We start from the raw sequence: 17,273 nt of genomic DNA on the forward strand, positions 1-17,273 counted from the left end.
CAGGGCGGAACGATTCCGACGGTGCACGGTACCCACCAGGCACGCGGTCCGCTGATCCGCTGGCAAACCGGCGATCACCTGCGCCCGCCCCGGCGCGCTCCCTATCGTCCAGATGATCGCGTCTGGACGGGGATTTGCGCTGCTCACACCACCTATCGAACCGATGCGGGCCGTGCCGACCGGCGGCCTGCACGAGCCGCGCACCCGTGGCACCCCGCAGTACGAGGTCAAGTGGGACGGGTGGCGCTGCGTCGCGTTCTGCGGCAAGGACATCCACCTGCAGTCGCGGCAGGGCAGCGACCTGACCCGCTTCTACCCGGACGTCGTGGCCCACCTGGACGCGGCGCTGTTCCCGGACACCGTGCTGGACGGTGAGCTCGTCGTCTGGGATCCGGCCGCCGGGCGTACCTCGTTCGCGGCGCTGCAACGCCGGGCGGTCGCCGGCCGGGACCTGTCGGCCGAGGTGCGCGCCCGTCCCGCCTCGCTCGTGGTGTTCGACCTGCTCCAGCTCGACGGCGTCGAACTGCTCGACCGGCCGCTGCTGGAACGCCGCATGCTGCTCGAAGAACTCTGCGACGGCCTGGCCGGCATCACCGTGTGCCCGGCGACCCGCGACCCGGACGAGGCGCGCCGCTGGTTCGACGACCTCGCCGCCACCGGCTGCGAAGGCCTCGTGATCAAGGACTTGACCAGCCGATACGCGCCGGGTGGCAGGGGTTGGTGGAAGTGGCGGCGGCGGACCACGACGGAGGCGGTGGTCGGGGGAGTGGTGGGCGCCGCGGACCGGCCGACCGGCCTGCTGCTCGGCCGGTTCACGCCGTCCGGACGGCTGCACTACGTCGGCCAGAGCACGCCGCTGACCGCCCGCGCCGGTGCGGAGCTGGGCGCGCTGCTCACCCCGGCCGGCCCGGACCATCCGTGGCCGCAGCCGTTGCCGGCCGGGTGGACCGGCCGGTTCGATCGCCGGGAGCCGCAGCCGTTCGTCGCCGTCACCCCGGACACGGTCGTCGAGATCGCCGTCGACGAGGCCGCCGAGAACGGCCGCTGGCGCCACCCGGTCCGCTACGTCCGCCCCCGGCTGGAGTTGCCGGCGTCCCGGCTGCCGCCGTGGTCACCGGCCGGTCTGGACGCCGACAGGATCAGCTGATCGGCGATCGCCCATCCGGCCGGTCCGCGCGGTGGAACGGCGTGGCGGCGCGGGCCAGGATGCCGGCGGCGGCGATCAGGCACAGCCCGCCGACGGTGGCCAGGACGGCCGGATAGCCACCGGTGCGGGTGTAGAGCCCGGCGGCGGCCAGCGGCGCGGCCGCTTTGGCGATGGTCACCGGGGCGGCGAGGGTGCCGGCGATGCTGGCATAGGCGGTGGTGCCGTACCGGTCGGCGAGCAGGGCGGGGCTGGTGAGGCTGGACACGCCGAACCCGATGCCGAAGCCGGTCACCGCGATCACCGCACCGAGCCGGGTGCCGGCCGCCCAGGGCAGGCTGAGCGCGGCGGTGGCCTGCACGGTGAAGACGACGGCGACCACCCGGGCCAGCGGCACGCGGCGCTGTGCCACGGTGAGCACGATGCGGCCGGTGACCGACAGGACACCCAGCAGCCCGGCCACCGTCGCCGCGAACGTCGCCGGATGTCCCGCCCGGGTCAGGACGCCGACCAGGTGCACGGTCATCGTGCTCATCGCCGCGGCGTGCGCGACGAAGGCGGTCGCCAGGCACCAGAACCGGCCGTCCCGCAGCGCCGCCCGCACCAGGGTGCGCCGCAGCGCTCCGCTGGACCGCTCGGCCGGCCGTGCGGGGTGGTGCGGTGGCCGGCGTATCAGCAGGGCGTGCAGCGGGATGGCGATCAGCCCGTAGACGGCGGCCAGCACCAGCAGGGTGACCCGCCAGCCGAGGCGTTCGTTGAGCAGGCCGGTCAGCGGCATGAAGATGGTGCTGGCGAACCCGGCGACCACGATCATCGCCAGGATCGCCCGCGAGCGCCGGGAGCTGTCGAACCAGGAGACGACGACGGCGGTGGCCGCGTCGTAGAGCGCCATGGCCATCGCGGCACCGAGGCCGGCGAACACGAGATACAGCTGCCACAGCGTGTGCACCCGGGACCAGGCCACGAGCAGAACGGTGCCGGCGACCGACCCGGCGGTCATCAGGGAGCGCCCGCCGTGCCGGTCCAGCCACCGTCCGACGGGCACCGCCATGGCCGCCCAGGCGAGCACCGCGATGGTGAGCGCTCCGGTGGTCGCCGCGGTGGAGGTGCGCAGGTCGGCGGCGACCGGGTGCAGCAGCACCGCGAAGCTGTAGTAGAGGGCGCCGTACCCCACGGTCTGGGTGATCGCGAGCGCCGCGACGATGCGCCAGCCGCGCCGGTGACCGCGCGTGGGCGCGGCCACCGGCGATTGCCGGGTGTCCACCGGTGGTCAGCCGCAGCAGCCGTCACCCGCCCGGGCCGCCGGCGGGGTGCGGTCGACGACGGTCAGCGGCGAGCTGAGCAGGCCGCCGGCGATACCGGTGGCCAGGCCGCGCCCGGCCGGCTGGGCCACCGGGTTGCTGTTGCAGACGCCGGTCTCGGGCAGGTCGAGCTGGACCTCGCGGGCGGCGTCCCAGTCACCGGCCAGCGCGGCGACCACCGACCGGGCCTGCTCGTAGCCGGTGGCGAGCAGGAACGTCGGTGCCCGCCCGTAACTCTTGGAGCCGATGGCGTAGTACCCGGGCTCGGGATGGCTCAGCTCGTCGGCGCCGTGCGGCGGCACGGTGCCGCAGGAGTGCTCGTTCGGGTCGATCAGCGGTGCGAGCGCCCGGGTGGACCCGACGACCGGGTCGAGGTCCAGGCGCAGCTCGCCGGTGATCGTGTGATCCGGGCGGAACCCGGTCGCCGCCACGATCCGGTCGACGGTGACCTCGCGGGTTCCGTCGGACACCACCACCGCGTCCCCGGTGGGCGTGAGGCGCTGCACGCCGAACCCGGTGAGCAGGGTGATCGCGCCGGACTCGACGTGCTCGCGCAGGCGGCTGCCGATCGCGCCGCGGGCCGGGAGCGCGTCGGCGGTCTGCCCGCCGTAGGTGCGCGCCGGGCTCGCCGCGCGGATCGCCCAGGTCACGCTCGTGCCGGGCGCCCGCTCGGCGAGATCGGCGAGGGCGAGCAGGGTGTTGGCTGCCGAGTGCCCGGCGCCGGCAACGAGGATCCGGCGGCCGGCGAAGCGGTGGCGGTCGCGGCCGAGCACGTCCGGCAGGGCCGTGTCGATGCGGTCGGCCACATCGCGTTCGCCGTGGGCCGGGATGCCGGCCGCGCCGAGCACGTTCGGCGTGGACCAGGTACCGGAGGCGTCGATCACCGCGCGGGCGAGCAGGTCCTCGCCGGTGGCCAGCCGGACCAGCAGCGGGGTGTCCGCGCGGCCGGTGCTCCGCAGCCGGTCGAGGCCGAGCCGGGTGATCGCGGCGACGCGGGCGCCGTACCGGATATCGTCCTTGATCGCGGGCAGGCCGGCGAGAGGCCGCAGGTAGTCGTCGGCGAGCTGGGCCCCGGTGGGCAGTTCGTCGTCGCCGGGCCGGATCCAGCCGGCGGCGGTGAGCAGCCGGGCGGCGGCCGGGTCGATGTTGAACCGCCACGGCGAGAACAGCCGGACGTGGCCCCACTGGCGGATGGCGGCGGCCGGGGCGTCGCCGGCCTCCAGGACGATTCGGGGCAGGCCGCGTTCGGCGAGGTGGGCGGCGGCGGCCAGGCCGACGGGTCCGGCGCCGATGACGACGACGGGCAGCTGGTCAAGCGGGATGGTCACGAGAAATCGTCTCCTGGACTCGGAGCGGAACAGGTCAGTGGATGTGTGGGCTGCGGCGTTCGATGAAGACGGTGTCCCGCCATCGGTTGCCGCGCGCCGGGTGGCGGGCCACCTTTTCGCGTACGCCGACGACGCGGAACCCGGCAGCGCGGTGCAGCGCGAGGCTGGCGGTGTTCTCCGGGAAGATCGCTGACTGGACGGTCCAGATCCCGGCCGCCTCCGTCGAGGCGATCAGCGCGTCGAGCAGGGCGCGGCCGACGCCCCGGCCGCGCGCGCCGGGGTCGACGTAGACGGAGTGCTCGACCACCCCCGCGTACGCGGGCCGGGCCGAGACGGCGGACACCGCGACCCAGCCGAGCAGAGCCCCGGCGGCGTCGATGGCGACGTGCCGGTGGCCGGGCAGCCGGCTCGCGTCGAACGCCGCCCAGGACGGAGCACGGAGCTCGAAAGTGGCGTCACCGCCGTCGATCCCGGCCTGGTAGATGGCGAGCACCTGGGCGGCGTCACCGGCGTCCATCGCCCGCAGGGTCACCAGGCTCATCCGCAGCTCCCGGCGACGGCCGGCGCGGGCTTGCCCATGACGAGGTCGGCGGCGGACGGGAAGCACTCGACGCAGGCGGTGTTGATCCGGTAGTGGCGGGCGTTGCCGACCGCCTCGACCAGGACGAACCGCACCTCGGTGAGGATTTTCAGGTGCTGCGAGACGGTGGACTGGGCGAGCCCGGCGGCGGCGACGATCTCGCCGACCGGCATCGGCCGGTGCTGCCGGGCCAGGTATTCCACGATCTGCACCCGTGACGGATCCGCGAGCGCCCGGAACCAGGACGCGTACGTCTCCGCTGTCGTCCGATCGAGAAGGTCTGCCATCCCCAGCACCGCCTTTATCGTCAATCGCCGATCAACGATTGAACTCTACGCGTAGCCTGCGCCGCGAACCAGCGGGTCATCCGCAGCAGCCCTGGTTCGCGGCGACCGCCTCGGTCTTCGCCGCGCTGCCGCAGCAGGAGCCCTCCGCGGTGGCCTCCGCCGCGGTGCCGCAGCACGGGTCGGCCGCAACCGGCGCCGCGGCTGTCGCCGTGCTCCCGCAGCAGTCGCCCCGGCTCGGCGTGGCGGCCAGGTCGCCGGTCGTGGCGGTGGTGTCGCTCATGTCGCATCTCCCTCGAACGCTGGACTCGATTCGACAGCCATCGGATTCGACGTCTGTCGAAACCGAGCTTGCATCCGGATTCGATATTTGTCAAACTCGCCTTGTGTCAAAGCCAGCCGTTCCGGTGACCCTCGCAACGCCCTGCTGCCCGCCGATGGCCGTCCAGCGGGTCGAGGCCGCCGTCGCGGTCACCCTCTCCGGCGCGTTCAAGGCGCTCGCCGACCCGGTCCGCCTGCAGCTCATGTCGATGATCGCGTCGGCGCCCGGCGGCGAGGTCTGCGTCTGCGACCTCACACCCGCCTTCGAGGTCTCCGACTCGACCATCTCGCACCACCTCAAGGTGCTGCGCGAGGCCGGTCTGGTCGACGCCGAGCGCCGGGCCAGCTGGGTCTACTACCGGCCCCGGCCGGAGCTCATGCGGCAGCTGTCCACGCTGCTGTCGCCGGACGCCTGACGACCGTCACCCCGACGACCCCAGGCCAAGACCGGTGATCCGGGATCCGCGTGAGCGCTGATCAGGTGCTGACCCTGACGGCGGCGTCGGCTGCCGCGTTCGGGCTGGCGGTGCTGTCCGCGGTCGCCGGGTTCGGCGGCGGGGTGTTGCTGCTGCCGGTGTTCGGCGCCCTGTTCGGCCTGCGGGTCGCGGTACCGATGCTCACCCTGACCCAACTGTCCAGCAACGGCTTCCGGGTCTGGCTCAACCGCCATGACCTGCACGGGCGGCTGATCGGCTGGTTCGCGCTCGGCGCCGTCCCACTCGCCGTCGCCGGCGGCCTGCTGCTGGCGCGTGCCCCGCTCGGCGCGCTCCAGCGGCTGCTGGGCGCCTTCCTGATCGGTGTGGTGATCTGGCGGCGGCGGCATCCGCAGCCGCGCCGACCGGCCGACCGGAGTTTCGTCGCGGTGGGCGCGGCCTCCGGCCTGGGCTCGGCCCTGCTCGGCTCGACCGGTCCGTTGACCGCCCCGTTCTTCCTGGCCTACGGCCTGACCCGGGCCGCCTACATCGGCACCGAGGCGGCCGGCGCGCTCACCATGCATCTGTCCAAGATCTTCGGGTACGGCGCGGGTGACCTGCTCACCGAGCAGGTGCTGCGCTACGGCCTGGCGCTGACCCCGGCCACCCTGGCCGGGGCGTGGGTGGGCAAGCGGATCGTCGGCCGGATCAGCGAGCGCACCTTCGTGTTCCTCGTCGAGGCCGGCCTGGTCGTCGCCGGCGCGCTCTTCCTCATCGGCTGGTGACCGCCCGGCCGGCTCCCGGTGCGGTGGTCAGGGCCGCAGCGCCAGTTTGCCCACGGTGGCCCGGGCCTCGAGGTCGGCGAGCACCTTCGGCCCCTCGGCCAGGTCGTGGACGGCCGGCCGGCCGGGGCCGAGCACGCCGGCCGCGATCAGCCCGGACATCTCGCCCATCAGTTCACCGAAGAGTTCCGGCGAAGCAAGGAAGACCTGTTCCGCAAGGTCATGGAGCGGTATGGCGCGACGGCGGGCAAGCCGCCGCGGCGCGCGCTGCGCGAGGAACCGACCGCCCGCGCCGCCGTCCACGCCATGCTGCGGGCCACCGCCGACCAGGTCACCGGCCCCGACACGCCGCACTACTGCATGCTCGTCCTGGCCGCGCCCACCGGGGCCGTGGAGAACCACGCCGTCCGGGAGTTCCTGGCCGAGCGCCGGCGTGGCCAGTTCGCGGCGATCAGGGACCGGCTGGCCCGGGGCGTCGCCGACGGGGAGCTCACCGCGTCGCCGGCCGGGCTCGACGCGGCCGCCCGGTACTACGCCACGGTGGTGCAGGGGCTCTCGGTGCAGGCACGGGACGGCGCCAGCCGTACCGATATCGAATCGGTCATCGAGTGCGCGATGGCCGCCTGGGAGACGATCACGGGAAGGTGACCGGCCACGATGCCGGGTGGCCCGCGGGGGAGCGCGGACCGGCGCCGCCGTGATGGGATGCCCCGCATGATCGAAGCGTCAGCGCCCGCGCTGGAGATGCTCTGGGAACCCGCACGACCCCCATCAGGTGCTCGACCACCGGTTCGGCTTCGTCGACGGCCGGGCGGCCGGCCGCTGGCTCGCCCACCTCCTGGACGAGCACTGGGAGGTCCGCGTCGACACCTGCGAGCGGATCGTGATGAGCGCCGGCAACGCGCTGGCCTGGCTCGGCACGCCCGCCGGCCGGCTGATCGCCAAGTGGTCGGTGGTGCGCTGGCCGGGTACCCGGAGGCCGGCGACCTCGCCGGCACGTCCGAGCCGTTGCCGCGGCGGATCCTCGGCTGGCTCGACACCGGCGCCGGCCACCTGCCCGCCGCGCTCCGTGCCGAGCTGCGCGAGCTGGTCACCAGCGCACCCGCCGGCGAGCTGCCGCGGCAGCTGCTCCACTTCGACTTCCGCTCCGCCAACCTGCTCTGCGTGGCCGGCGAGATCACCGCGGTCCTGGACTTCGAGGAGGCCGGGCACGACCACCGGATCGTCGAGCTGGCCCGCGCGGCGACCCTGCTCGGCACCCGTTACCACGACTGGGCGCCGGTGCCGGCCGCTGTCCGGTCCGGGTTCCTGGCCGGCTACCAGGCGGTACGCCCGCTGGCCCCGGCCGAGGCGGGCTGGTGGGACACCGTCCTGCTCTGGCAGGCCATGGCCATGGTCCCGCCCGGCGGCGACCCGGCCGGCTGGGGAGCGGCGGCGAGAGGCCTGCGGTGAGCGCGCGCCGCGTCAGAGCCGGCGGGCGGCCGGGCGCCACGCCCAGGACAGCAGCGCCAGCACCGCGAAGAGGGTGGGCGCGAGCAGCGTCACCCACGCCTGGCGCATCGCGGCGTGCGAGGCGGCGGCACCCACCATGTTGATCAGGACCCCGGCGTACGCCCACTCCTTCACCCTCGGCAGCCGCGGCGCCACCAGGATGACCGCCGCGATCACCTTCGCCGTTCCCATGATCGTGGCCAGGTAGCCGGGATAGCCGAGCGCCAGCATCACCGGGTAGAACGGCGGCGCCCGCATCAGGTCCAGCGCGCCGCCGATCGCGCACTCGCCCACCACCAGCACGGTGGGCAGCCAATAGGCCTGGGGTCCGAGTCTCATCGGATCCTCCTAGCGAAACGGATCCGTTCCTTTATCGGTACGCTACCGTCTCGATGGAGGTGGTGGCGGTGACCGAGTCCCGGAACCCGGCAGACGCGGGAACACCCATTTCGCGCGGGATCGGCGCCCGCCGCCGGGTGCTGCGCGCCGCCCTCGACGTGCTCGACGAGCGCGGCCTGGCCGGTTTCACCATGGAGGCGGTGGCCCGGCGTGCCGGGGCCAGCAAGGCGACGCTCTACCGCCACTGGTCCAGCTCGGGCGCGCTGCTGGTCGACGCCATGGACGCGACCTTCCAGCCCCTGCCGATCCCGGACACCGGCCGCGTCGAGGCCGACGTGGCGCAGGTCCTCACCGCGTTCGTGGCGCTGCTCGGACACCCGCGGTTCCCGCGCCTGCTGGCCGCCTTCATCGACGCGGCCGAGCGTGACCCGGCCCTCGGCTCGCTGCACGCCGAGCTGACCCGCCGCCGGCGGGAGCCGCTGCTGGTGGTGCTGACCCGGGCCCGGGACCGCGGTCAACTGCCCGCCGGCCTGGACCCGGATCTCACTGTCGACCTGCTCGCGGCGCCGTTCTTCTACCGGCGGTTCGTGGCACACCGGCCCATCCCGCCGACCCTGGTCACCGAGGTCATCGCGCGGGTCCTGGACATCCGGCCGCCGGAGTGAGGGCGGGCGCCGGGGCTGATGCGGCCCGGAGCGATTTCGCGAGCAGCCGGGTCGGCGCCGATGCCGAGGCCTGCCCGGCGCGGACCGGCTCGGCGTATGCCCGGCAACGGTTCTGGTGACCGGAGGACACGTCGATCGCTTCAAGGAAACAAGTGGCCGCGAGTCGGGCTGTGCCACACTGCCCCACGTGGATCATGACCGGACGCCGGCGGCGCGGGCGCTGCTGGAGCACTTCGACAAGCTCTTCCCGGCGGGTGACGCCACGCTCCTGCCGCCCTGGCCCGGGCCGATCAGCGACACCGTTCCCAGCCTGCGCATCCTGTGCCTGACACCGCCGGAGGGCGGCCGGCTCTACGCGACAGTGGGCCTGTGGGACGTCACTCAGCGGGAGGGGCACGGCTTGGAGTTCCTGCTGCACGCCCCGGCGGCCGACGACGTCCATGTCGAAACACTCAGCATGGTCGCGCACTACCACGCCGGCGGCGGCGACTACACGCTCGGCCTCGGTCACACCGTCCCGATCGGCCGTCCGTGGCTCCCCGGTTCCCAGTGCGATCACCTGCTGGTCAGCCTGCCCTACCCGTGGGGTCCCGACCTGGAGCTCTGCACCCTCCCCGCCGGTCACGCGCAGGTGCTGTGGCTGCTGCCGATCACCGAAGCCGAGAAGATCTACCGGCACGCCCACGACCTGGAAGCCCTCGAACAACGCCTGGAGACCGCCGCCATCCACCCCCGCGACCCGCTCCGGCCATCCGCCGTCTGAAGATCAAAACCCGCTTGGGGTACGCCCGGAGCTCCCGCCCAGCGCAGCGCTCGCAGCCGGTACCCGGGTACCGCTCGGGGCCGAGTAATAGCGGTGATCTTCGCGCCGATACAGGCGGAGATCCATTGCCGTGCCCGTGTCGGCGGGTTCCGGAAGGGGAGAAGCCGTGGAGTTTCCGGGTGCCAAGCCGGACGACGAACGCGACACCTGGGTAGCGGCGCCGCTGGTCAGTGTGGGGCCGCTCCGCTTCGGAGCCACCCACGCCGAGGTCACCGCCGCGCTAGGCGGGGCTTCATCGGTGCCGACGCCGGGTGACCGCCATCTCGGCGGCGCCCGGTTCGACAGCGTCGGCGTCACCACGTACTACGTTGGCGGGCTCGCGGACGGACACCTGTCCTGCGTCGCGGTCGACGCGTTCACCGGTCCGCAGGTGCTGCTGGACGGTGTCGCGCTGACCGGCCGGGACCCGTCGGTCGTCGAGCGGTGGACGTGGACCGAGGCCGAGCGGGACGAGCGCACCCTGTACTACTCGGGCGACGCCGATCCCGCACTCGCTGAGCTGGGCCTCGTCGTCCGCTCCCAGCGGGCCGGCGACGCGGCTCTCACCCGCCCGGTCTTCGTGGGCTACGTGATCGAAGTGCTGGACGAAGCCCTTCCCGATCCGGAGTGGGCGACCCGCTGAGCGGGTAGGTCCGAAACGGAAACACACGTTGACCACCGGTTCGGCCGACGCGTGTGCAGCGATCGCTCTCGGCGCCTTCACCGAGCCATTCTCCTGCGACCTCAACGACCAGGGGGCCGACGAGTCCGGATGGCATTGTCAGCTACGCGAAGATCCGTCTCTGGCCGGCGTCGGTCGGCTCGTCAGCGAGCAGGGTGCCGGCGCAGAGCCGTGAGGGCGTCGATCGAGTCGAGGTGGGCGGTGAGCGGGTTGTCGCGATGCGGACCACTGACGAGCACTAGCGTCTGAATGCCGGGGTGGTCGCCGTCGTAGAAGTCGTCTTCGTCGTCATCGCCGGGAATCGCGTTGGGTTGAATTTCGACGCGCTGAGTGCCGGCGTCCGCGACCAGGTAGACGCCTCGGTAGCAGCTGTCGCGCTCGATGAAACTCACGCCCAACTGCTCGGTGAGTAGGCGCGCCAGCTCGGCAACCGGGTATGCGCTGGTGCCATAGGTGTCATAGGCGTCCATGGAGTTGACCGTATCGCCAGGACAGTCGCAGACCCAGGTATTACTCGGGGGTCACGGTGCAGCAGCGGCGGCAGGCGGGGGCTGGTAGCGGGTGCCGTCGCGGCCCAGAGCACGTTGGTGCGGCGCCGGACCAAGCAGAACACCCGAACCGAACCGGCCGGGGGCGTGCCGAGGTCGAGTAGATTCCGCGGCATGCTCGCGGGGTGGCATTTTCTCTTCGGTACGATCGTCGGCGCCGTCGTCCTCGCGACGGCGGGGTTGCCGCTGGCCGGGCTGGTGGTGTGGGTCCTGGCCCGCCGGCGGGGCGCGGTGCGGACCGCGCTGGCCGAGGTCGGCATCGTCTACGGGACGGTGCCCTGGCTCTGGATGATCATGCTGCCGGGCAGGCGGGCCGGGGTGAACCTGGTGCCGTTGCGCGACCTGGCGATCGTCGTCGCGGCCGGTCCGGTGACGGCGACCGTCCAGATCGTCGGCAACCTGCTGGTGTTCGCGGCGCTCGGGTTCTTCGCGCCGATCCGGTTCGCGGCGCTGGCCTCCGTGCCGCGGATTCTGGCGCTCGGCGCGGCCGGCTCCGCACTGGTCGAGGTCGCGCAGTACGTGCTGCGCCTGGACCGGGTCTCCTCGGTGGACGACGTGCTGCTCAACGCGGCCGGCGCGGGACTGGCCGCGCTGGCGTCGCGTCGCTGGTGGTGTGCCGAGCCGGTGCTACCTGAGGTACCCGGCGAGCGGGATGCCCTGCTCCCGTAGCGCGGTGGCGATCAGCCCGGCGATCTGTTTCGCGCCGGCCGCCTCGAAGTGGGTGTGGTCGTTGCAGAAGAACGCGCCGACCGCGCCGGTGGTGTAGTCGCCGTTGTTCGGGCAGAGCCGGAGCCGGTTGTACAGCGCGACGCTGCGGGCGTGCAGGTCGATCACCGGTACGCCGTTGGCCGCTGCCGCGTCCTTGGTCTCGGTGACGAAGCCGCGGTTGCCGACCGCCGTGCTGCCGCTGCAGGTGATGGCGGCCACCGGGGTGACCAGGATCGGGCGTACGCCGCGGGCCTTGGCGGCCGACGCCATCACGCCGAGCAGCTCCTTGAAGCGCGCCGGGCCCACGTGCCGCGGGCACGCCGGGTCGCCGTCGTTGATGCCGAACTGGACGATCAGGTAGTCGCCGGCGGCGAACCCGGTCAGCATCGCCGTCCACCGTGAGCTGTACGCGGTCGAGCTGAGCGCGCACTCCCCGGCGGCGTTCTTGGTGCCGGTCACGTTGCCCTCGTAGAGCCACGTCTGGATGCTGCGCCCGCCGACCGCGCTGTTGCGCACCGTGGCGTCGGTGGTGAGGTACGACGGGAACTGGCTGCCCCAGCCGATCGGGCAGGTGCTGGCGTTCATCATCGTCGAGTCGCCGGCCATCCACACCTTGATGGCCGGAGCGGCGGCGGCCGGCCGGGTCGTGCCGCACGGCGCGGCGGCCGCCGGCGTGGTGCTGATACCGGAGACGGCGGCCGCGGTGGTCAGCGTGGCGGCGGCCAGCGCCGCGAGGAAGGTCTTCATGAGAGGGCTCCGGCGAGGATCGGGGCCAGCCGGTCGGTGATCGCCCGGTGGCCTTTGTCGTTGGGGTGCACCGAGTCGCTGAGGCCGTCCGCCGGCAGCCAGCCGGTCGTGTCGACGTAGAACACGTTCGCGTCACCGGCGGCGTTGCGAGCTTGCACCGCGGCGCGCGTCTCCGTCGCGTAGCGGCCGATGAACGTACGCAAAGCAAAGATCTTGGTCGGTGGGAATTTTGCTCTGATCCTGGTCAGGAAGCTGAGATAGGTCGCCTGGAAGGTGGCGGCGCTGACGCCGTGACTCTTGTCGTTGGTGCCCAGGTTGATCACCACGGCGGCCGGGGTGTACCTGCCGAAGTCCCACGGGTCGGTGCCGGCCTGGCCGCCGCTGGCGAGCCAGTAACGGGTCTGGTGTGCCCAGCATCCGTCGGTCGTCTCGGACAGGCACATGCCGCCGATGGCGATCTGGGTGTGGTCGGCGCCGAGCCGCTCGCCGGTCTGGAACGCGTAGTCGGTCACGGCCAGCTGACTGCTGGTGGCCCCCGCCGTGATCGAGTCACCGACGAACTCGACGAGCCGCGGGCGGGCGGGTGCCTTGACCGTGGTGGCGCCGGCGTCGAGGATCAGGCCCTGGAAGACGGCGTCGCCGGTGTAGGAGCCGGCCACCTGCCGGTAGCTGACGACCAGCGTGTGGGTGCCGGCGGCGAGCGGGGCCGGCGTCAGGTTGATCGTGCCGGCGCCCCGGAACGCGGTGAACGCCTTGCCGTCGATGCTGGCCCACAGGTCGACGGTGTTGCGCTGCCTGAGCTTCACGGTCCGGCCGGTGAAGCCGGTCCGCAGGTAGGCGCCGGCCCAGTAGGGCACGTACGCGGCCGGGTTCGTGGTGTTCCAGCGCCCGACGAAGCTGATGTCGGGATCGGTCGGCGTGCCGTCGCCGGCGGCGCCCCGGGCCGGGGCGACCGGGGCGAGCACGCCCAGCAGCACCGCTGTGGCGATGGTTACCAGTCGTCGCATGACACCTCGTCTCCTCTTGGCGGGAGCGCTCCCATCGTCGCGCCGAGAATTATCGATGTCAATCGATACCCAAGAGGGGGCGCCCGCCGGCCGCAGCCGGCGGGCGCGACGGATCAGGGCAGGCGGCGGCGGTCGCCGATCATGTCGTCGAGTGGCAGGTCCAGGGCCCGCACGCCGGCCAGGGTGGCCGGAACGCCGGCCCAGCGGCGCAGCATGGCGGTGGCCGCGGCGGCGTCCGCCGGGGTCAAGCCGGCGATCTTCGCGCCGTGGTTGGCGCCCGGCGCCACGTACCGGGCGGAGTCACGCCTGCTCGGGGTGAAGCGCTCGGCACTCCACGGGTCGTTCTCGCCGTAGACGAACAGCATCCGCTCGGCGGCGGTCCGCACCCACAGGTCGACGTCGATCATCGGCAGCGGGTCGTGCTGACGCCGCAGCTCCGGCGGGAGCGACGAGTTCGCGGTGTAGATGCCGGGGTGGTGCCGCAGCCCGCGCAGGTGCTCGAAGCGCAGGCTGGGCCAGCCCAGCTGACCCGCCGCCTGGTAGTAGTACGGCCAGTACGGCTCCAGGCCCTGGTCGGTGTAGAAGCTCCAGCCGGCCACCGTGTCGATCCAGGTGTACAGCTCGTCGTCGGTCGCCGTGGTGGCCGGCACCGTCGCGCAGTCCGCGGCCGTGCTGTACTGCCAGAACGCCCACACCGAGTCGAGCACCGTCATCTCGAACGAGCGGTCGGCGGTGCCGATCGAGCCGCCGAACGTCCAGCCCTGCGCTGCCGCGTCCGCCTCCAGGTGGGCGACGAGCCGGTCGCGGCGCCGCAGCGCCTCCCGCTGGACACCGTCCAGGGCGGCCCGGCAGGACGCGGTGCCGACCCGGTCGAAGAACCTGTCGTACGCCGTGTCGGCCGGGTTGATCACGTCGTCCGGCGCCACGTAGGCGACCACGCCGTCGACGTCGTCCGGGTAGAACCTGCGGTGGTAGACCGAGGTCATGCCGCCCTTGCTGCCGCCGGTCTGGATCCAGCGTCCGGAGTAGACGCTCTTGAGCGCGGTGACGAGCCGGTGCTCGTCGCTGGCCTCCTGCCAGATGGTCAGGTCCGACCAGTCGGCCGGGACGGGCCGTGACGGGGTGAAGAAGCGGTGTTCGAGCGAGACCTGGTTGGCCCCGAGCAGGGCGGTCGGCTCGGTCTGGGTCGGCCGGGGGCTGGCGGCCAGCCCGTACCCGTTGGTGTACAGCACGGTGGGGGAGCTCGCCGACCGGTGCAGCAGGGTCAGCCGCTGCTCGTAGCCGCCCCGGGAGGGGTGGTGATGGTCGGCCGGCTGGCGGTAGGTCAGGACGAAGAACCGGTAACCGGTGCCCTGGGTCTCGGAGACGACGGAGAGGCCGGGGATGGCCGCCAGCTGGTCCAGCAGCGGGTCGTCCGCGGCGCGAGCGACGGTGGCCGGGGATAGGACCACCAGTAGCGAGGCGAGGATGGCAACGATGCGTGATCTCACGCCCGCCACCATATCGACGAACCGCTATCTCAGGTCGACCCGCGGGTGATCAGCCTGGTGGGCAGCGTGGTGGGCTCCGGTGGTGCGGCGGTGCCGGACAGCATCGCCAGCAGCGACTCGGCGGCCGCGGTGCCGATCCCGGTCTTGTCCTGCGCGACGGTGGTGAGTCCGGGAGGGATCAGCGCCGCCACCTCGATGTCGTCGAAGCCGACGATGGCGATGTCGGCCGGCACGCGCAGGCCCGCCTCGTGCACGGCGCGCAGCGCGCCGACCGCCATCTCGTCACCGGCGGCGAACACCGCGGTCGGCCGCGGATAGCGGGCGAGCAGCTGTTTCATCGCGGCGTGGCCGCTGTCCAGGTACCAGTCGCCGGACACGACGGCATCCTCGGCGAGCGGCACGCCGGCCTCGGCGAGCGCCGCGCGGAACCCGTCCAGCCGTTGCACGGCGGGGTAGGCCGGCAGCGGCCCGGTGATGGTGGCGATCCGCCGGTGTCCGCGTTCGATCAGGTGCTGCGCGGCCAGCCGGCCGCCACCGGTGTTGTCCGACGTGATGTACGTGCAGGTCGGCCCGGTGTAGCGCAGGTCGAGGGCGACGCACGGCACCGCGGCGTCGGCGAGGGCCAGCACGGCCGGGTCCCGGCTGCCGTTGTCGATGATCACCACGCCGTCGACGTTGTGCCGCTGCACCGCGCGCAGGAACCGCTGCTCGCGGTCGAGCCCCGGGCTCTGGTCCGGAGCGAGCATCAGCAGGTGCAGCCCGTGCGCGCTCAGCGCGCTCTTCAGTGCGACCAGGATGTCCTGCAGGAACGGGTGCCGCCAGCCGGGGCGGCGGTGGTCGGTGTCCCAGACCAGGCCGACCATGTTGGACTTCTTGGTGGCCAGGGTCCGGGCCGACTCGTTCGGCAGGTAGCCGATCTCGGCGGCGATGCCGAGCACGAGCTGGCGGGTCTGCTGGCTGACCACCTCCGGGGTGTTGAAGACCCGGGACACGGTGGCGACGGAAACGCCGCACCGGCGTGCTACTTCCCTGATGCTCGACACGGTGACGCCCCTATGTAACCGGTTTCATCACCGTAACAGGGCGATGTCGTGGCGGTCAACACCGGTCGATCTCGTTACCGTCTCGTGACTTGACATCGGACCCATTGATGTAGGCAAACTCTTGCCTCGAGGACGCACCCCGTCCCGTGAGATCTTCCGGCCGCGTACCCAGACCGGCTGTCGGCACCTCGGTTCACCCTTGCGACTTTCTTGCTCTGCCTCGTGTAACCGGTTTCATGAAACCGGTTACATCGAATGACTTGGGGAGATGTACATGCGTTTGTCTCGATCGGCGCGCGTCGTCGCGGCGGCTGCGGCCACCGCGCTGGCGCTGACCGCCTGCGGCTCCGGCAGCGGTGGCGACAGCGGCAGCGACAAGATCACCTTGTCGGTCAGCCTGTTCGGCAACTTCGGCTACCAGGAGCTCTACAAGCAGTACGAGAAGGACCACCCGAACATCAAGATCCAGGAGCGGACGGCGGACTACAACGCCCACCACCGCGACCTGGCCACCCACCTGGCCACCAACGCGGGCGCCGCGGACATCGAGGCGGTCGACACCGGCTTCATCGCCCAGATGCGCGAGGTCGGCAAGCAGTTCACCGACCTGGGCACCGAGCGCGAGTCGGAGTACCTGCCGTGGAAGTGGCAGGCGTCGCTGACCAAGGACGGCCAGCAGATCGGGTACGGCACCGACGTCGGCGGCCTGGCCATCTGCTACCGCCGTGACCTGTTCCAGCAGGCCGGCCTGCCCGCCGACCGGGACCAGGTCTCCGCGGCGTGGGCGTCCGGCTGGGACAAGTACATCGAGCTCGGCCAGCAGTTCACCAAGAAGGCGCCGAAGGGCACCGCGTTCTTCGACGGCGGCGGCGCGCTCTACAACGCGGTCATCGGCCAGGCGCCGGTCGGCTTCTACAACCCGGACAACACCGTCGTGGTGTCCACCAACCCGGAGGTCCGCAAGGCCTGGGACCTGGTCGTCAAGGCGATCCAGGCGAACCTCTCGGCCAAGCTGGTGGAGAGCTCGCCGGAGTGGAACAACGGCTTCGCCAAGGGCCAGTTCGCCACCATCGCCTGCCCCGCGTGGATGATGGCCAAGATCAAGGACCAGTCCAAGGCGTACGCCGGGAAGTGGGACGTGGCTGCCGTGCCCGGTGGCGGCGGCAACTGGGGCGGCTCGTACCTGACCGTGCCGAAGCAGGGCAAGCACGTCGACGAGGCCAAGAAGCTCGCCGCCTGGCTGACCGCTCCCGACCAGCAGGCCAAGGTCTTCACCACGCAGGGCCTGCTGCCGTCCATCCCGGCGCTCTACGACAAGCCGGAGGTCGGGGCGCTCAAGGACCCGTTCTTCAACAACGCGCCGGTCGGCAAGATCTTCACCACCGCCGCCAAGGAGTTGAAGCCGCAGTACCAGGGCCCGCGGGCCGGCGACATCCAGACCGCGATCCGTGACGGCCTGCTCCGCGTCGAGCAGGGCAAGCAGAGCTCCGACCAGTCCTGGACGCAGACCGTCAGCGACGTCGAGCGTCTCGCCAAGTAAGCCCACCCCGTCCGGCCGGCGGCCACCCGGCCGCCGGCCGGCTCCGGCGACGAAGGAT

21 protein-coding genes and 1 pseudogene are annotated in these 17,273 nt (G+C 72.4%); 10 read left to right on the plus strand and 12 right to left on the minus strand.

From position 1 onward, the window contains the following. Nucleotides 1-163: 163 nt before the first annotated feature. Nucleotides 164-1,147 (plus strand): ATP-dependent DNA ligase, encoded by a 984-nt coding sequence (locus tag Actob_RS21740; RefSeq protein WP_284922162.1) that lies wholly within the window; start codon nucleotides 164-166, stop codon nucleotides 1,145-1,147. Here the strand turns inward: Actob_RS21740 and Actob_RS21745 are convergent. From Actob_RS21745 to Actob_RS21765, 5 genes are all read right to left on the minus strand, one after another. Further along, on the minus strand, nucleotides 1,140-2,408 hold the full coding sequence (locus Actob_RS21745; RefSeq protein WP_284922163.1) for an MFS transporter: 1,269 nt from the start codon (nucleotides 2,406-2,408) through the stop codon (nucleotides 1,140-1,142). The two genes, Actob_RS21740 and Actob_RS21745, sit on opposite strands and share 8 nt — an antisense overlap. A gap of 6 nt (nucleotides 2,409-2,414) precedes the next feature. After that, entirely contained in the window at nucleotides 2,415-3,773 is a 1,359-nt protein-coding gene (locus Actob_RS21750; protein WP_284922164.1) for an FAD-dependent oxidoreductase, read from the minus strand. Nucleotides 3,774-3,807: 34 nt separating this feature from the next. Beyond that, entirely contained in the window at nucleotides 3,808-4,314 is a 507-nt protein-coding gene (locus Actob_RS21755) for a GNAT family N-acetyltransferase (RefSeq protein WP_284922165.1), read from the minus strand. Beyond that, nucleotides 4,311-4,640 carry an ArsR/SmtB family transcription factor gene (locus Actob_RS21760; RefSeq protein WP_284922166.1) on the minus strand — a complete coding sequence of 110 codons (330 nt, stop codon included), beginning with the start codon at nucleotides 4,638-4,640 and terminating at the stop codon, nucleotides 4,311-4,313. Before Actob_RS21760 ends, Actob_RS21755 begins: the two co-directional genes overlap by 4 nt. A gap of 76 nt (nucleotides 4,641-4,716) precedes the next feature. Then, nucleotides 4,717-4,920, minus strand: coding sequence for a hypothetical protein (locus tag Actob_RS21765; protein ID WP_284922167.1), 204 nt, complete (start codon nucleotides 4,918-4,920; stop codon nucleotides 4,717-4,719). 103 nt (nucleotides 4,921-5,023) lie between these two features. On the opposite strand from Actob_RS21765, the gene Actob_RS21770 reads away from it, so the two are divergent. Continuing rightward, nucleotides 5,024-5,374, plus strand: a complete 351-nt coding sequence (locus Actob_RS21770) for a metalloregulator ArsR/SmtB family transcription factor (protein WP_407653679.1) — start codon at nucleotides 5,024-5,026, stop codon at nucleotides 5,372-5,374. A gap of 50 nt (nucleotides 5,375-5,424) precedes the next feature. Next, complete coding sequence (locus tag Actob_RS21775; RefSeq protein WP_284922168.1) at nucleotides 5,425-6,156, plus strand: sulfite exporter TauE/SafE family protein; 732 nt, start codon at nucleotides 5,425-5,427, stop codon at nucleotides 6,154-6,156. A 27-nt stretch (nucleotides 6,157-6,183) separates the two neighbouring features. On the opposite strand, the gene Actob_RS21780 is transcribed toward Actob_RS21775, so the two are convergent. Beyond that, entirely contained in the window at nucleotides 6,184-6,324 is a 141-nt protein-coding gene (locus Actob_RS21780; protein ID WP_284922169.1) for a hypothetical protein, read from the minus strand. A gap of 51 nt (nucleotides 6,325-6,375) precedes the next feature. Here Actob_RS21780 and Actob_RS21785 point away from each other — a divergent pair, with 51 nt between their 5' ends. Together Actob_RS21785 and Actob_RS21790 are read left to right on the plus strand one after the other, a co-directional pair. Next, nucleotides 6,376-6,801, plus strand: a complete 426-nt coding sequence (locus Actob_RS21785) for a hypothetical protein (protein ID WP_284922170.1) — start codon at nucleotides 6,376-6,378, stop codon at nucleotides 6,799-6,801. A gap of 66 nt (nucleotides 6,802-6,867) precedes the next feature. Further along, nucleotides 6,868-7,605, plus strand: a pseudogene (locus tag Actob_RS21790) (phosphotransferase). Nucleotides 7,606-7,617: 12 nt separating this feature from the next. Here Actob_RS21790 and Actob_RS21795 read toward each other — a convergent pair. Then, the gene (locus tag Actob_RS21795) at nucleotides 7,618-7,983 is read right to left on the minus strand and encodes a DoxX family protein (protein ID WP_284922171.1); all 366 of its coding nucleotides are present in this window, start codon (nucleotides 7,981-7,983) and stop codon (nucleotides 7,618-7,620) included. A 68-nt stretch (nucleotides 7,984-8,051) separates the two neighbouring features. Here Actob_RS21795 and Actob_RS21800 point away from each other — a divergent pair, with 68 nt between their 5' ends. From Actob_RS21800 to Actob_RS21810, 3 genes are all read left to right on the plus strand, one after another. Continuing rightward, nucleotides 8,052-8,648 (plus strand): TetR/AcrR family transcriptional regulator, encoded by a 597-nt coding sequence (locus Actob_RS21800; protein WP_284922172.1) that lies wholly within the window; start codon nucleotides 8,052-8,054, stop codon nucleotides 8,646-8,648. Nucleotides 8,649-8,835: 187 nt separating this feature from the next. Further along, complete coding sequence (locus Actob_RS21805; RefSeq protein WP_284922173.1) at nucleotides 8,836-9,411, plus strand: suppressor of fused domain protein; 576 nt, start codon at nucleotides 8,836-8,838, stop codon at nucleotides 9,409-9,411. A 166-nt stretch (nucleotides 9,412-9,577) separates the two neighbouring features. Further along, nucleotides 9,578-10,093 carry a hypothetical protein gene (locus tag Actob_RS21810; protein ID WP_284922174.1) on the plus strand — a complete coding sequence of 172 codons (516 nt, stop codon included), beginning with the start codon at nucleotides 9,578-9,580 and terminating at the stop codon, nucleotides 10,091-10,093. A 182-nt stretch (nucleotides 10,094-10,275) separates the two neighbouring features. Here the strand turns inward: Actob_RS21810 and Actob_RS21815 are convergent, their stop codons facing one another. Then, nucleotides 10,276-10,602, minus strand: a complete 327-nt coding sequence (locus tag Actob_RS21815; protein WP_284922175.1) for a hypothetical protein — start codon at nucleotides 10,600-10,602, stop codon at nucleotides 10,276-10,278. A 192-nt stretch (nucleotides 10,603-10,794) separates the two neighbouring features. Here Actob_RS21815 and Actob_RS21820 point away from each other — a divergent pair, with 192 nt between their 5' ends. Then, nucleotides 10,795-11,349 carry a VanZ family protein gene (locus Actob_RS21820; RefSeq protein WP_284922176.1) on the plus strand — a complete coding sequence of 185 codons (555 nt, stop codon included), beginning with the start codon at nucleotides 10,795-10,797 and terminating at the stop codon, nucleotides 11,347-11,349. On the opposite strand, the gene Actob_RS21825 is transcribed toward Actob_RS21820, so the two are convergent. From Actob_RS21825 to Actob_RS21840, 4 genes are all read right to left on the minus strand, one after another. Next, nucleotides 11,308-12,135, minus strand: coding sequence for a GDSL-type esterase/lipase family protein (locus Actob_RS21825; protein WP_284922177.1), 828 nt, complete (start codon nucleotides 12,133-12,135; stop codon nucleotides 11,308-11,310). The genes Actob_RS21820 and Actob_RS21825 overlap by 42 nt on opposite strands. Next, a complete protein-coding gene (locus Actob_RS21830) occupies nucleotides 12,132-13,142 on the minus strand; it encodes an SGNH/GDSL hydrolase family protein (protein WP_284922178.1) in 1,011 nt (336 codons plus the stop codon). The genes Actob_RS21825 and Actob_RS21830 overlap by 4 nt, the downstream gene beginning before the upstream one ends. Nucleotides 13,143-13,255: 113 nt before the next feature. After that, nucleotides 13,256-14,632, minus strand: coding sequence for a S28 family serine protease (locus Actob_RS21835; protein ID WP_284922179.1), 1,377 nt, complete (start codon nucleotides 14,630-14,632; stop codon nucleotides 13,256-13,258). Nucleotides 14,633-14,661: 29 nt separating this feature from the next. Beyond that, complete coding sequence (locus Actob_RS21840; protein WP_284922180.1) at nucleotides 14,662-15,624, minus strand: LacI family DNA-binding transcriptional regulator; 963 nt, start codon at nucleotides 15,622-15,624, stop codon at nucleotides 14,662-14,664. Nucleotides 15,625-15,949: 325 nt separating this feature from the next. Here Actob_RS21840 and Actob_RS21845 point away from each other — a divergent pair, with 325 nt between their 5' ends. Then, nucleotides 15,950-17,215: an ABC transporter substrate-binding protein gene (locus tag Actob_RS21845; RefSeq protein ID WP_284922181.1), complete on the plus strand. Its 1,266-nt coding sequence runs from the start codon at nucleotides 15,950-15,952 to the stop codon at nucleotides 17,213-17,215. Nucleotides 17,216-17,273: the final 58 nt, after the last annotated feature.

Source organism: Actinoplanes oblitus, assembly GCF_030252345.1.
Lineage (GTDB): Bacteria > Actinomycetota > Actinomycetes > Mycobacteriales > Micromonosporaceae > Actinoplanes > Actinoplanes oblitus.